The organism is Bradyrhizobium sp. 2TAF36 (assembly GCF_052114925.1).
GTDB classification, from domain to species: domain Bacteria; phylum Pseudomonadota; class Alphaproteobacteria; order Rhizobiales; family Xanthobacteraceae; genus Bradyrhizobium; species Bradyrhizobium barranii.
The window spans coordinates 80,555-93,169 of the sequence record NZ_JBFRFR010000025.1; the positions used below are offsets into that span (position 1 = coordinate 80,555).

Annotated in this window: 13 protein-coding genes; 9 read left to right on the forward strand and 4 right to left on the reverse strand. The window is 65.5% G+C overall.

Annotation, left to right across the window (positions count from 1 at the left end):
• Positions 1-12 precede the first annotated feature (12 nt).
• Positions 13-864 carry an SDR family oxidoreductase gene (locus AB4Z51_RS16085; protein ID WP_441497628.1) on the forward strand — a complete coding sequence of 284 codons (852 nt, stop codon included), beginning with the start codon at positions 13-15 and terminating at the stop codon, positions 862-864.
• Positions 865-871: 7 nt separating this feature from the next.
• Here AB4Z51_RS16085 and AB4Z51_RS16090 read toward each other — a convergent pair whose 3' ends face one another.
• On the reverse strand, positions 872-1,492 hold the full coding sequence (locus AB4Z51_RS16090; protein WP_135214121.1) for a hypothetical protein: 621 nt from the start codon (positions 1,490-1,492) through the stop codon (positions 872-874).
• Between the two features lie 106 nt (positions 1,493-1,598).
• Between AB4Z51_RS16090 and AB4Z51_RS16095 the strand changes: the two genes are divergently transcribed.
• Both AB4Z51_RS16095 and AB4Z51_RS16100 read left to right on the forward strand, forming a co-directional pair.
• Positions 1,599-2,264 (forward strand): TetR/AcrR family transcriptional regulator, encoded by a 666-nt coding sequence (locus tag AB4Z51_RS16095; protein WP_085399720.1) that lies wholly within the window; start codon positions 1,599-1,601, stop codon positions 2,262-2,264.
• A gap of 303 nt (positions 2,265-2,567) precedes the next feature.
• The gene (locus AB4Z51_RS16100) at positions 2,568-4,283 is read left to right on the forward strand and encodes a sulfatase-like hydrolase/transferase (RefSeq protein ID WP_071910536.1); all 1,716 of its coding nucleotides are present in this window, start codon (positions 2,568-2,570) and stop codon (positions 4,281-4,283) included.
• A gap of 128 nt (positions 4,284-4,411) precedes the next feature.
• On the opposite strand, the gene AB4Z51_RS16105 is transcribed toward AB4Z51_RS16100, so the two are convergent.
• Together AB4Z51_RS16105 and AB4Z51_RS16110 are read right to left on the reverse strand one after the other, a co-directional pair.
• The gene (locus AB4Z51_RS16105) at positions 4,412-5,971 is read right to left on the reverse strand and encodes a glycine betaine ABC transporter substrate-binding protein (RefSeq protein ID WP_441497629.1); all 1,560 of its coding nucleotides are present in this window, start codon (positions 5,969-5,971) and stop codon (positions 4,412-4,414) included.
• Positions 5,968-6,750 (reverse strand): ATP-binding cassette domain-containing protein, encoded by a 783-nt coding sequence (locus tag AB4Z51_RS16110; protein WP_085399718.1) that lies wholly within the window; start codon positions 6,748-6,750, stop codon positions 5,968-5,970. Before AB4Z51_RS16110 ends, AB4Z51_RS16105 begins: the two co-directional genes overlap by 4 nt.
• A gap of 287 nt (positions 6,751-7,037) precedes the next feature.
• Between AB4Z51_RS16110 and AB4Z51_RS16115 the strand changes: the two genes are divergently transcribed.
• From AB4Z51_RS16115 to AB4Z51_RS16140, 6 genes are all read left to right on the forward strand, one after another.
• The gene (locus tag AB4Z51_RS16115; RefSeq protein WP_014493075.1) at positions 7,038-7,856 is read left to right on the forward strand and encodes an ABC transporter ATP-binding protein; all 819 of its coding nucleotides are present in this window, start codon (positions 7,038-7,040) and stop codon (positions 7,854-7,856) included.
• Positions 7,856-8,641 carry an ABC transporter permease gene (locus tag AB4Z51_RS16120; protein WP_063981635.1) on the forward strand — a complete coding sequence of 262 codons (786 nt, stop codon included), beginning with the start codon at positions 7,856-7,858 and terminating at the stop codon, positions 8,639-8,641. The genes AB4Z51_RS16115 and AB4Z51_RS16120 overlap by 1 nt, the downstream gene beginning before the upstream one ends.
• A 102-nt stretch (positions 8,642-8,743) precedes the next feature.
• Complete coding sequence (locus AB4Z51_RS16125; RefSeq protein WP_167767961.1) at positions 8,744-9,280, forward strand: DUF305 domain-containing protein; 537 nt, start codon at positions 8,744-8,746, stop codon at positions 9,278-9,280.
• Positions 9,281-9,289: 9 nt separating this feature from the next.
• Complete coding sequence (locus AB4Z51_RS16130) at positions 9,290-10,759, forward strand: YncE family protein (protein WP_085401540.1); 1,470 nt, start codon at positions 9,290-9,292, stop codon at positions 10,757-10,759.
• A 49-nt stretch (positions 10,760-10,808) separates the two neighbouring features.
• A complete protein-coding gene (locus tag AB4Z51_RS16135; RefSeq protein ID WP_038942280.1) occupies positions 10,809-11,318 on the forward strand; it encodes a sigma-70 family RNA polymerase sigma factor in 510 nt (169 codons plus the stop codon).
• Positions 11,315-12,088 carry an anti-sigma factor family protein gene (locus tag AB4Z51_RS16140; RefSeq protein WP_085401541.1) on the forward strand — a complete coding sequence of 258 codons (774 nt, stop codon included), beginning with the start codon at positions 11,315-11,317 and terminating at the stop codon, positions 12,086-12,088. Before AB4Z51_RS16135 ends, AB4Z51_RS16140 begins: the two co-directional genes overlap by 4 nt.
• Before the next feature lie 73 nt (positions 12,089-12,161).
• Here AB4Z51_RS16140 and AB4Z51_RS16145 read toward each other — a convergent pair whose 3' ends face one another.
• A complete protein-coding gene (locus AB4Z51_RS16145) occupies positions 12,162-12,611 on the reverse strand; it encodes a cupin domain-containing protein (RefSeq protein ID WP_015684397.1) in 450 nt (149 codons plus the stop codon).
• Positions 12,612-12,615: the final 4 nt, after the last annotated feature.

A 12,615-nucleotide genomic window follows, 5' to 3' on the forward strand; every position in this document is an offset into this window, starting at 1 on the left:
GGGGAGGGGTCTATGCGATCTGTCGTCGTCACCGGCGCGTCCACCGGCATCGGCTGGGCCATTGCGAAATTTCTGATCGGGCGCGGCTACCGCGTCTTCGGCAGCGTCCGCAAGCAGGCCGACGCCGACCGGCTCAGGGGTGAGTTCGGCGCGAACTTCACGCCGCTCCTGTTCGACGTTACCGACGAGGCCGCCGTGCTCGCCGCTGCGCGCCAGGTTCGCGAGGCGCTGGCTGGCGACACGCTGGCGGGGCTCGTCAACAATGCCGGCATTGCGGTCGCGGGGCCGGTCCTGGAATTGTCGGTCGACGATTTCCGCCGCCAGATGGACATCAACGTCATCGGCCCGGTCATCGCGACGCAAGCCTTTGGGCCACTGCTCGGCGCGGACCCATCGCTGAAGGGGCCGAAGGGGCGGATCGTGATGATCAGCTCGGTCGCCGGCAAGAACGGCAATCCGCTGTCGGCGCCTTACTGCACCTCCAAGCACGCCATCGAAGGCCTGTCGGAGAGCCTGCGGCGTGAGCTGATGCTGTTCGGGATCGACGTCATCATCGTCGCCCCAGGCGCAGTGAAGACGCCGATCTGGAGCAAGGCCGAAGAGATCGATCTCTCCGTCTACCAGAACTCGCCCTATCTGCCGGCGCTGAACAAGGTCATGGCGTTCATGATGGACCTCGGTGCGACGGGCCTGCCGGCCGAGCGGATCGCCGAAATCGTGTTCGAGGCGCTGACCGCCGCGAGCCCCAAGGTGCGCTACCAGATCACGCCGGATCCGTTGCGCCATCTGGTCGGCGCATTGCTGCCGAAACGGACGGTTGATCGCATCATCGCAAAGCGCCTGGGGTTCCTGCCGCAGGGCTGATCGACGTTCAGCTCGCTTCGGCCGTCCGTCGGCGGGGGTGGGCGGCCATCGCGATCAGCCGCAGCGCCATCACGGCGAACAACGGAATGAGGAAGGCGGCATGGAGCGGCATCGCCTGCACGCGCTTGCCGAACGACACCATGAACTGGAACCAGAGGTAATAGCCGCCCACGAGGTGCAGCACGCGCCAGGCCTGCGGTCCGAGCAGCGCGGCGGTGCGGTCGAACGAGGTCGCGCTCATGGCGATGATGAATGCATAGCCGATGCCGCCGAAGATGTAGGACGCGGCCGAAGTCGCCTCCACAAAGCCGGCCGGGTCCATTTTGGCGAAGGCAACGATCGCGCCTGCGTGGATGGCGTGGGAGGCCGCAAAGCTCAAGCCCAGATAGCGACGGTTGCGGCGCTGCCAGCGGGTCCAGGCGTTAGGCCACAGCCGTGCGAGCGCCGCAGCACTGAAGGCAAGGCAGAACAGCAGCAGCGAGCTTCGCGCCGTGAAACGGATCACCATCCGTACGCCCTCGACCTCGAACTGCCGCATCGACGCGATCCACAGGCTGAGCGCGATCAGGCTCAGGGTGAGCACGGCGAGCAGCCGCCAGCCCTCGAACCAGTTTTGGCGTTGTGACATGGCGGTCTCCTCCTTAATGTAAGCATCGATTACATTTCAGGCTGACGAAGTCGTCAACGGTGTAATCGATGCTTACATTCACGTTGAGGTGATGCTAGGAAGCGCCATGCCCGCCCGACAGCCGTCCAAGCCGCGCGCCCGCCGCCAAACGCCAGAAGCCCGGCCCTATCATCACGGTGACCTCCGCCGCGTGCTGATCGATGCTGCGTTGCAACTGGCGGCGGAGGGTGCCGAAGTCTCGGTGCGCGAGGCCGCACGCCGGGCCGCGGTTTCGCCGGGGGCGCCGTTCCGGCACTTCCCCAACCGCGACGCGCTGATGGCGGCGGTGGCCGGGGAGGCGCAGCGGCGCTTTCGCGCCGAGATCGAGGTGGCGCTGGACCAGGCGCCGGCCACCGACCCGCTCGGCCGCTTCCGCGCCTTCGGGCTCGCTTACCTGCGCTGGGCGATGCGCAACCCCGCGCATTTCGAGATCATCTCGACGGGGCGCTACTTCGCTCATGGCAGTTCCGCGGAGCTGACACGCGACAATGCCGAGCTGATCGCCCTGACCGAACGGATGCTGGCAGACGCGGCGGAGCAGGGTCTGCTGCGATCGGTCGATCTCAAGCGCATCCAGATCGCCGGCCGCGCCCTGGTCTACGGCTTTGCCCGGATGAATCTTGACGGCCACTTTCCGCGCTGGGGGGTGGAGGAGGGCGAGACCGAGCGGATGGCGGAAGGGGTGATCGACCTGTTTATCGCGGGGATCGCGAAGCCGGGCCGCGGCTCCTGAACTGACTGACCCTCATGGCGAGGAGGCGCGTAGCGCCGTCTCGAACCATGCAGGCCCACTCGGGCCTCGCCCTTCGAGACGCCTGCTTCGCAGGCTCCTCGGGGTGAGGGGATGGAGTTGGCCGTGCGGCTGTTCGCCGCCTGCTAACATTAAGCGAAGGTCGGACCGCGACACGCGTTGCTTGTCCGTGACCATTCAATTACAGTTTTATGACACGGTGCAGGCTTCCGGCTGCGCCGAACGCCGCAGGCCGGCCCGACGGCTGGGTATTCATCGCGCCGGACCAGAAGTTGCGTGCCGTCGATGGCGTCCGCGCCGAATCCAGGTCCTTCTGCCACCACCGCCGTGCTGGCGAGCGTTGCCGCGCTCGGCATCTGGCGCCTGCTTGCGGTTGCCGCGCCGCATCTTGCCGCCCTCGCGCTCATGTACGAGACCGAGACCGATTTCGGTTCGCGGCTTTCGTTCGTGCTCGCTTGGGGCATCCTCAATTTCTTCTGGATCACGCTCTTGCGGCGGCCGGCACTGTCGGGTGCGCTGTCGCTGACCATGGTCGTCGTGCTGGTGCTGCTGTCGCGTCTCAAGCACGACGTCGTGCAGATGACGGTCAACTTCATCGACCTGATGATGATCGACCGCGACACCGTGGCGTTCCTGTTCACGATATTCCCGAACCTGCGCTGGTCGGTGATCGGGGCCGGCCTCGTCACGCTGCCGCTGATGTATGCGCTGTGGTGGCTCGATCCGTTTCGCATCCGCCGCCTGCCGGCGTTCGCGTCCACGCTCGCCTGTCTTGCCGCACTGGTCGGCTATTCGCTCTATCATCCGGACGAGGCCTGGCGCGGCTATTACGATGACGGCTATCTCTCGAAATTCTTCCGCTCCGGCGTCAGCGCGGTCTCCGACTTCGCGCAATACGGCTTCATGGAGTCGGCCGCCTCGACCAACGAGCGGCTCAACATGCCGCTGGTGGATGCCTGCCACCCCGCGGGCCGCCGGCCGAACATCATCATGGTCCATGATGAATCGAGCTTCGACATTCGCGCTGCCCAGGGCATCAAGGTGCCGCCGCGCTATGGCGATCATTTCAAATCCTTTGACGGCAAGCAGCGCACGTTCCTGGCCGAGAGCAATGGCGGGCCGAGCTGGTTCACCGAATACAACGTGCTCGCTGGCCTCTCCTCGCGCTCGTTCGGCCGCTTCGCCTATTTCGTGACGCGCATCGCCTCAAACCGCGTCGAGCGCGGCCTGCCGCTGGCGCTGCGCCGCTGCGGCTATGACACGCTATCGCTCTATCCCGCCTATGGCGGCTTCATGGGCGCGCGCAGCTTTCAGGTGACGACCGGCGTCGAACGCTTCCTCGACTCGAAGGATCTCGGCGCCAAGGACGTCGAGCCGGACTCCTTTTTCTACGACAAGGCGCTCCAGCTGATGGGCCAGCAGCCGCCGAACAAGCCGCTGTTCACTTTCATCTATCTCGGCGCCAATCATTTCCCCTGGGAGACGCGCTTCCGCCCCGATCTGCTGCCGAACTGGCGCGCGCCGGGCAATAATGTGGCGTCCATCGACGAATATCTGCGCCGGCAGGCGATGAGCGCCGAGCAGTACAGAGCGTTTGTCGCGGGCCTGAAGAAGAATTTTCCCGGCGAGCCCTTCCTGATCGTGCGCTACGGCGATCATCAGCCCGAGTTTGCACCGAACCTCCTCGAGCCCGGGCTCGACGAGGGCGCCCTCGGCAAGAAGCTCGACGCTTACGATCCGCGTCTCTACGCGACCTATTACGCGATCGACGCCATCAATTTCGAGCCGGTGAAGAGCGAGGCCGTGATGGACACGGTCGACGGCCCCTATCTCCCGCTGGTGATCCAGGAAGCCGCCGGCATTCCGCTCGATCCCTCCTTTGCCGAGCAGAAGCAGATCATGCTCCGCTGCAAAGGCATCTTCTACGGCTGCAAGGACGGCGCCGAGGCGCGGCGGCTCAACCGGCTGCTGATCAATGCCGGGATCATCCGGGGGCTGTAGCGCTGATCGCTACGCAGACCCAGATCGTAGGGTGGGCAAAGCGAAGCGTGCCCACCATCCCGTTGCTCGTGTTGAGAGACGGTGGGCACGGCGCTTACGCGCCTTTGCCCACCCTACGAAATCCGGGCCTACCGCTTGCCCACCTTCTCCCAAAGCCACTTCGCCACCGCATCCGGCGATGAATTCGCGTCGTTGCCGCTGGCGCGTAAATTGGCCTCGCGCATTGTGGCGATGTCGATCTTGCCGAGCAGCGGCCCGAGCGCGGCCCGTAGTCGCTCATCGCCGGCCCGCTTCGGCGCCAGCAGCAGGACCGCGTCGTAGGGCGGGATCGCGTGCCTGGGATCGTCGAGCACGACGAGATCGTACTTTGCAATCAGTCCGTCGCTGGTGTAGCCGGCGATCACGTCGACCTCGCCGCTGGCGACGGCCGCATACATGAAATCCGGCTGCATCTGGCGCTGGGCGCGGAACGAGAGGCCATAGGATTTTTGCAGCGCCGCCCATTCGGGGCGCGAGAAGAACTCGTAGTCGCCGGCGATGGACAGCGCCGGTGCATGCGCGGCGAGATCGGCGATGGTGCGGATGCCGAGCGCCTCGGCGCGCTTCTTCGGCATCACCAGCGCATAGGCGTTCTCGAAGCCGAGCTCGCCGAGCAGGGTGATATGGTCCTTTGCGAGCGCTGTCTTGAGCTCCGCCAACAACTCCGCGCGCGGCTTGATGTCCGTGCGGTGCAGCTGGTTGGCCCACAGCGTGCCGGAATAATCGACATAGAGATCAATGTCGCCGGCCTTGAGCGCCTCGAAGATCACGCTGGAGCCGAGACCCGACCGCGCGGTCGCGGGGAGACCGGCGGCCTGGAGGCGATCCCTCAGCAGGGCCGACAGCACATATTGCTCGGCGAACGTCTTGGCGCCGACGACATAGCTCTGCGACGAGCGTCCCATCGTCGGCACCAGCGTTGCGAGGACCAGCGCCGCGATCCCGATGCCGCCGAGCGCGGCAGGCAGGCGGCTGCGGTGGCGCAAGCCGCTCTCGATCAGGCCGAGCAGCTGATCGACGGCGAGCGCGAGCAGGGCCGAGGCAAAGCAGCCGAACAGCACGAACACCCAGTTCTGGGTCTGAAGCCCGGCAAAAATATAATTGCCGAGGCTGGTCTGCCCGATCGGCGTTGACAGGGTCGCGGTGCCGATCACCCACACCGCCGCGGTGCGGATGCCGGCCATCATCACCGGCAGCGCCAGCGGCAGCTCGACCATGATGAGCGACTGCCGCGCGGTCATGCCGACGCCTTTGGCGGCTTCGATCAGCGCGGGATCGATGCCGTTGAGGCCCGTGATGCCGTTGCGCAGCACCGGCAGCATCGAATAGAGCGCAAGCGCCAGCATCGCCGGCAGGAAGCCGAAAGCCGAGAAGGAGATTCCGAACCAGGCGAGTGTCACGGACGCGACCAGCAGCAGCAGCRGATAGAACAGCGCGAGCAGCGCCAAGCCGGGCACCGTCTGCACGATGCTTGCGAGCGCGAGCAGGATAGCGCGCGGCGCCGGGCGGTTGCGGGTCAGGATCGCCAGCGGCAGGCTGACGGCAAGGCCAAGCGCGAGCGCGGCGAGGCTGACCCGAACATGGTTGCCGAGATAGTCGGGCAGATGCGACAGCGCCTCGCCCCAGCGCGGATCGGCGAACAGGCTCATGCCGCACCGCTTTGTGGCAGCAGCGCGTTCAGCCGCTCGACCTGGCGCCGCGGCGTGCGCAGCAGCTCCAGCACATAGGCGTCGCCGCTCGTCGAGAGCTCCGCGGGCGTGCCCTGCGCCAGCAGCTCTCCGCTGCGCATCACCGCGATGCGGTCGGCGAGCAGGATCGCCTCCGTCATGTCGTGGGTGATCATGACCGTGGTCAGGCCGAGCTTGCGGTGCAGTTCGCGAAAATCCTCGCCGAGCGCATCGCGGGTGAGGGGATCGAGCGCGCCGAACGGCTCGTCCATCAGCACGATGCGGGGCCGTGCCGCGAGCGCCCGCGCCACCCCGACGCGCTGGCGCTGGCCGCCGGAGAGCGCCTCGGGCAGGCGATCGCGATGCGCGCGACGGTCGAGTTGCACGAGCTCGAGCAGCTCGTCGACCCGCGCGGTGATGTCCGCTGCCGGTGCGCCCAGCAGCCTTGGCGTGATCCCGATATTGTCGGCGACGCTCAGGTGCGGAAACAGCCCGCCGCTCTGGAAGACGTAGCCGATCCGGCGCCGCAGCGCGACCGGATCGACGGCTTGCACATCCTCGCCCTCGACCGTGATCGTGCCGGCATCGGCCTCGATCAGCCGGTTGGCGAGCCGCAGCAGCGTGGTCTTGCCGGAGCCGGAGCCGCCGACGATGGCCAGAAATTCGCCCTCGGCGATGTCGAGCGACACATCGTCGACGGCCGTGAGTGAGCCGAAGTTCTTGCTGACGCGGGAATAGCCAATCATCGGCCTGGAAGGCATTGGGCGGGGCTCACTCTCTTACCCTCCCCTGGAGGGGGGAGGGTCGCTTCGCATGTAGCGGCGCGGAGTGCGAAGCGGGGTGGGGTGACCTCTCCACGCGGGGACTGCCTCAAAGGAGAGACTGTCACCCCACCCCGTCTCACATTTCGCTGCGCTCATGCGAGCCGACCCTCCCCCTCCAGGGGAGGGTAAGAGCACGGCAGGACCCATGCGTAGCACGCTTGGCGGCTCGATTGAACTTGGCCGCGCGAGCGGCTAAGGCATCGGGCCAAGTTCGGAGGGAATACATGACGACGCCCACGGCAGTGGCGCTGGAAGACGCCAAAGTCGCGTTCCGGCTGGGGGACGACCGGGTCTATACGGCGGTGGAGAAGGCCCATCTTTCGGTCGCGCAGGGCGAGTTCGTCGCCATCGTCGGGCCGACCGGCTGCGGGAAATCGACCCTGCTCAACGTCGCGGCCGGCCTGCTCAAGCCCGCCGCCGGCAGCATCAAGATTTTCGACCGGCCGCTCGCGGGGCTGAACCGGGACGCCGGCTACCTGTTCCAGGCCGATGCGCTGTTCCCCTGGAAGACCGCGCTCGACAATGTTGCGATCGGGCTCGAGATCGCGGGCACGCCCCGCGCCGAGGCGCTGCAACGCGCGCAAAAATGGCTGACTTCCGTCGGCCTCGGCGCCTTCGCCAACCGTTATCCGCACATGCTCTCGGGCGGCCAGCGCAAGCGCGTGGCGCTGGCACAGGTGCTGATCCGCGACCCAAAGATACTCCTGATGGACGAGCCGTTCGGGCCGCTCGATGCGCAGACCCGCCAGGTGATGGGCAATCTGCTGCTCGACCTCTGGAATGCCGACCGCAAGGCCGTGCTGTTCGTGACCCATGATCTCGAAGAGGCGATCGCGCTCGCCGACCGCGTCGTGATCATGTCGGCGGGGCCGTCCTCGCGCATCATCGGCGACTGGCGCGTGAGCTTGCCGCGCCCGCGCGATATTTTCGAGGTGCGGCTGGATAAGGAGTTCCATGCGCTCCACCGCGAGATCTGGAGCGTGCTCAAGGACGAGGTGATGAAGGGCTACGCGCAATCGACCCAAGCGGCGGAGGCGATCTGATGTCGCGCGTGACGCTGCTTGCGCTGCAGGTCCTGGTCGCGGTCGTCTGCCTCGCACTGTGGCAGCTCTTTGCGACCGTGCCGGTGTTCGGAAAAATCCTGTTGCCGCCGTTCTTCTTCTCCAACCCGGTCGACGTGTTCAGCCAGATCGTCAAATGGTTCTCGTCCGGCGTGATTTGGAAGCATCTCGGCATCACGTTGACGGAATCGATTCTGGCGTTCGTGATCGGATCGCTCGGCGGCGTGCTGGTCGGCTTCTGGTTCGCGCGCCAGCCGCTGGTTGCCGCAGTGTTCGACCCTTACGTCAAGATGGTCAACGCGCTGCCCCGCGTCGTGCTTGCGCCGATCTTCGCGCTGTGGCTGGGCCTCGGCATCTGGTCCAAGGTCGCGCTCGGCGTGACGCTGGTGTTCTTCATCGTGTTCTTCAACGTCTATCAGGGCGTCAAGGAAGTCAGCCGCACCGTGCTCGACAATGGCCGCATGCTCGGCATGAGCGAGCGGCAATTGATGCAGCACGTCTATTGGCCGTCGGCGCTGTCGTGGATGTTCTCCTCGCTGCACACCTCGGTCGGCTTCGCCGTGGTCGGTGCGGTCGTCGGCGAATATCTGGGATCGGCGGCAGGGCTCGGCTATCTGATCCAGCAGGCCGAAGGCATCTTCGACGTCGCGGGCGTGTTCGCCGGCATGTTCGTGTTGTCGGCCTTCGTCATCCTGATCGACTTCGGGGTGACGCTGGTTGAGCGCAGGCTGCTGGTCTGGCGCCCGACCGTGGACGGGCGGGGGTAGTCCGCCTCGTTTGGCTGCTGACGTTTATGTGATTGACCGCCCGGAATAGAACGCGCGGCCATACGTCATACCCCCATGCAACCACCTGCATGGGAGTTCAGGATGCCCCCCTCACAGTTTCGCCGCGCCGTAGCGGCTCTTGCAAGCAGATACCGATGGCCCAGGCCCGGCCTCGGCACGGCGTTCCTTGCCGCGCCAATTCTGGTCGCGTCCGTACTCCCGCTGCTCGTGTTCGCGCATGAAGCCCATCCGGCCGCCCCACCGGCCGCGGTGAGCGCGGAGGAGCGTGCGTTTTTGGAAGAAAACGAAGCGGCGATGACCAAGATGATGAACGACATGGCGGCCAAGCCGACCGGCGACATCGATCGCGACTTCGTCGCAATGATGAGCCCGCATCATCAGGGCGCGATCGACATGGCGGTCATCGAATTGCGCTATGGCAAGAACGAGCAGCTGCGGCGTATCGCCCAGGAAATCATCGTCGACCAGATGCAGGAGATCGCGGCCATGAAGCTCGCGATCGGCGAGCCGGCGACAGACACCACGCCCGCCCCGACCCAACCGCCCTCAGCTCCCAACACAACCGTTCATCATCATCCGGGCATGCAAATGGATGTGTCCACGGGAATGAAGAAGTAGGAGTCGCAGATGACCACGTCACGAAGCACTATGATGAAGAGCATTTTCCTGGCGGCCACGATGCTTGCGACGGGTTCGGTCGCGTGGGCAGGGCAGGCGCCGGGCGCGCTGTCCGCTGCCGATATTCCGGTGAGCCACCACGACCGTGTCTACGCCGCAGAGCAGTTCTCGAATACGGTCTCGGTCACCGATCCCGTCGATAACAAGCTGCTTGGCGTGATCCGGCTGGGCGACCCGCAACCCGGCAATTTCAGCCCGCTCTACAAGGGCCAGGTGCTCGTACATGGCATGGGCTTCTCGCCCGATCACAAGACGCTCGCCGTGGTATCGATCGGCTCGAATTCGGTGAGCTTCATCGACACCGCGACCAACGCGGTCAAGCATATCACTTACGTCGGACGATCGCCGCACGAGGCGTTCTTCACGCCGGACGGCAAGGAAGTGTGGGTCACCGTTCGCGGCGAGAACTACATCTCCGTCATCGATCCGATCAGCTTCAAGGAGAAGACCCGCATCACGACCCCGAACGGGCCGGGCATGCAGATTTTCTCACCCGACGGCAAATACGGCTACATCTGCTCGTCGTTCAATCCCGAGACCGACGTCGTCGCGGTGGCCGAGCACAAGATCGTCGCCACGGTGAAGCAGGAGAGCCCATTCTGCCCGAACATCGCGGCGACGCCGGATGGAAACCAGGTGTGGTTCACGCTGAAGGACGTCGGCCGGACACAGGTGTTCAACGCCAAGCCACCGTTCAACGCGATCAAGACGATCGATACCGGGCCGATCACCAACCACGTCAATTTCGCGCACACCGCCAAGGGCACGTTCGCCTACGTCACCATCGGTGGCCTGAACGAAGTAAAGGTGTTCCGCACCGACGATTTCTCGCAGGTCGCGACGATCCCGGTCGGCAATCTGCCGCACGGCGTCTGGCCGTCGGGCGACGGCACACGAATCTATGTGGGGCTGGAGAACGCCGACGCGCTCGCGGCCATCGACACGGCGACCAATAAAGTGGTCGGGAACGTTCCGATCGGTCAGGCGCCGCAGGCGATCGCGTATGTTCCAAATGCCGCGCCCAACCCTGATGACCGCCAGAATTTGCAGGCACTCGGCGTTGCCGGCCAGGTCGCTCATCTCGCGCTTGCGTCGAAGGACGGTGCGAAGGACGGCACGGCGCCGACCAGCGTGTCGCTGTTCGATCAGGGCCTGATTCAGATCTTACAGGCTTCGGTGACGGGACTTCAGCCCAAGCAGAAATATGTGCTTGCCCTGGCGGAGCATGGCGACGGCAGTGGCCCGTTGCAGCCGTTGGCGGCGTTCATGACCAATCCGGCTGGATCTGCCATCGTCAATGTGGCCGGTCCGATCCGGCAGATCGTCGACCAGTCTGCCGCTGAAGCAAGGCGGTACCTGGTGATTGCGGCCGGCGACGCGGCTATGCCCGGTGAGGCGGTCCAGATCGAGGCGCAATGACGCGCCGTCCGACGTCGGCAAAGGGCAGGTGGAGCGCCTCGTGAAGGACATGCTGGTTCAGGTCGAGCCGCTTATCCCCGCGCTCCGCCGCTACGCGCGCGCGCTTTTGCGCGATCGCGTGGCTGCCGATGATCTGGTTCAGGATTGCCTGGAGCGTGCCGTCAGCCATTGGCATCAGCGGCGCGACGGCAGCGTGCGCGCCTGGCTGTTCAGCATCCTCCACAATCTGGCGGTCACGCAATTCCGCCAGGCGACGGCGCGGGGCAGGCATATGCCGATCGACGATGCAGGCGAGCGTGAGCTCGCCAGCGCCGCCGCGCAGGAGCACAGGCTGATCTATCAGGATGTCCTGAAAAAGCTTGCGAGACTGCCGGAAGAGCAGCGTGCGGTGTTGTTGCTTGTTGCGGTTGAGGATCTATCCTACGCGGACGCCGCGGGAGTGCTGAAGATTCCGGTCGGGACCGTGATGTCGCGCCTGTCGCGCGCGCGGGAGAGGCTATTGCAGGAGATGGAGGGCGTGGCTCCAGGGAACGTCGTGGCATTGCGGGGCGTGAAATGAACCGGCGGCCGATCACCGAGGACGATCTCCACGCCTATGTCGACCAGGCGCTCGAGCCTGAGCGGCGCGCGGAGGTCGCATCCTATCTGGACGATCATCAGGATGTCGCCGCGCGCGTTGCGGCCTTCGCCACCCAGCGGGAGGAGCTGCGCGGGGCGTTTGCGTCGATCGCCGACGAGCCGTTGCCGGCCGAGCTGAATCTGTCGCACATCATCGAGAGCCGGAGGCGGTCTCCCATGCGGGCGTGGTGGGCGATCGCTGCGATGTTGCTTCTCGGCATCGGCGGTCTCGGCGGGTGGACCATGCGCGGCGTCTTGCAGGAGGGCTCGAACGGACTGTCTGCGCTGGCACAGGAGGCGGCCTATTCGTATGGCGTTTACGCACCGGACCGCGTGCGGCCGGTCGAGATACGCGCGTCCGACAGTGCCGAGCTCACGCGATGGGTATCGAATCGGCTGAAACAGCCGGTCAAGGTGCCGGATCTCTCTGTATCCGGCTATCGGCTGATGGGCGGTCGCCTAGTTGCGACGTCGCACGGCCCGGCCGCGATGTTCATGTACGATGACGATCACGGCGACCGGCTTGTCGTGCTGACGCGTCCGATGAGCAACCGCAATCTGGATACGCCGATGATGCCGCAATCGACCGGCGATGTCGCGGGCTTCGTGTGGGCGGATGGCGGCATGGGTTACACGCTCGTCGGCCAGCTTCCGGGAGACACCCTCAAGCCGATCGCGAACGAGATCCGGAAGCAGACGCGCCCGATCTAGCGCCGGGATTCACGGAACGGGCCCGCACGGCAGTGCGAGCCCGAACGTTCAACCGGCCCGAGTTGCGGGGAGCCTAGTCCAGCAGCTTGGTGTCATCGGGCGCCTGCGGCGGCGTCTTGATCGCGATGGCCTTGACCTGACCGCTGATCGGCTTGGTGCCGCCGTGCGGCGTGCCCTTGGGGATGATGACGAGGTCGCCAGGTTTCACCGTCACCTCCTTGTCGCCGAGCCAGATCGTCCCGGTCCCGTCGAGGATGTACTGGATCTCGTTGGTGTTGGGATGCATGTGCTTGGGCACATTGCCGACCTGGATCGAGATGGTGGCGCCGTCGGCGCTGGCAAACATCTTGGAACGGTAGCCGACATTGTTGGCGGGCCCGAGCGCGTCGCCTTCCATCTCGCCGGTATGGATGATCTGCGCGGTGACGTTCTCCGCGGCCAGCGCCGGCCGGAGCAGTTGGTTTGCGCCGCATCCGGCGGCAAAGGCGGCGGCGATCGACAGCCCGATTGCAAGGCGATTCATGGAT

What these genes read in the sequence shown, in the direction of transcription:
- AB4Z51_RS16085 (WP_441497628.1), top strand. Translation starts at nt 13, where the DNA reads ATGCGATCTGTCGTCGTCACCGGCGCGTCCACCGGCATCGGCTGGGCC.
- AB4Z51_RS16090 (WP_135214121.1), bottom strand. Translation starts at nt 1,492, where the DNA reads ATGTCACAACGCCAAAACTGGTTCGAGGGCTGGCGGCTGCTCGCCGTG.
- AB4Z51_RS16095 (WP_085399720.1), top strand. Translation starts at nt 1,599, where the DNA reads ATGCCCGCCCGACAGCCGTCCAAGCCGCGCGCCCGCCGCCAAACGCCA.
- AB4Z51_RS16100 (WP_071910536.1), top strand. Translation starts at nt 2,568, where the DNA reads ATGGCGTCCGCGCCGAATCCAGGTCCTTCTGCCACCACCGCCGTGCTG.
- AB4Z51_RS16110 (WP_085399718.1), bottom strand. Translation starts at nt 6,750, where the DNA reads ATGCCTTCCAGGCCGATGATTGGCTATTCCCGCGTCAGCAAGAACTTC.
- AB4Z51_RS16115 (WP_014493075.1), top strand. Translation starts at nt 7,038, where the DNA reads ATGACGACGCCCACGGCAGTGGCGCTGGAAGACGCCAAAGTCGCGTTC.
- AB4Z51_RS16120 (WP_063981635.1), top strand. Translation starts at nt 7,856, where the DNA reads ATGTCGCGCGTGACGCTGCTTGCGCTGCAGGTCCTGGTCGCGGTCGTC.
- AB4Z51_RS16125 (WP_167767961.1), top strand. Translation starts at nt 8,744, where the DNA reads ATGCCCCCCTCACAGTTTCGCCGCGCCGTAGCGGCTCTTGCAAGCAGA.
- AB4Z51_RS16130 (WP_085401540.1), top strand. Translation starts at nt 9,290, where the DNA reads ATGACCACGTCACGAAGCACTATGATGAAGAGCATTTTCCTGGCGGCC.
- AB4Z51_RS16135 (WP_038942280.1), top strand. Translation starts at nt 10,809, where the DNA reads ATGCTGGTTCAGGTCGAGCCGCTTATCCCCGCGCTCCGCCGCTACGCG.
- AB4Z51_RS16140 (WP_085401541.1), top strand. Translation starts at nt 11,315, where the DNA reads ATGAACCGGCGGCCGATCACCGAGGACGATCTCCACGCCTATGTCGAC.
- AB4Z51_RS16145 (WP_015684397.1), bottom strand. Translation starts at nt 12,611, where the DNA reads ATGAATCGCCTTGCAATCGGGCTGTCGATCGCCGCCGCCTTTGCCGCC.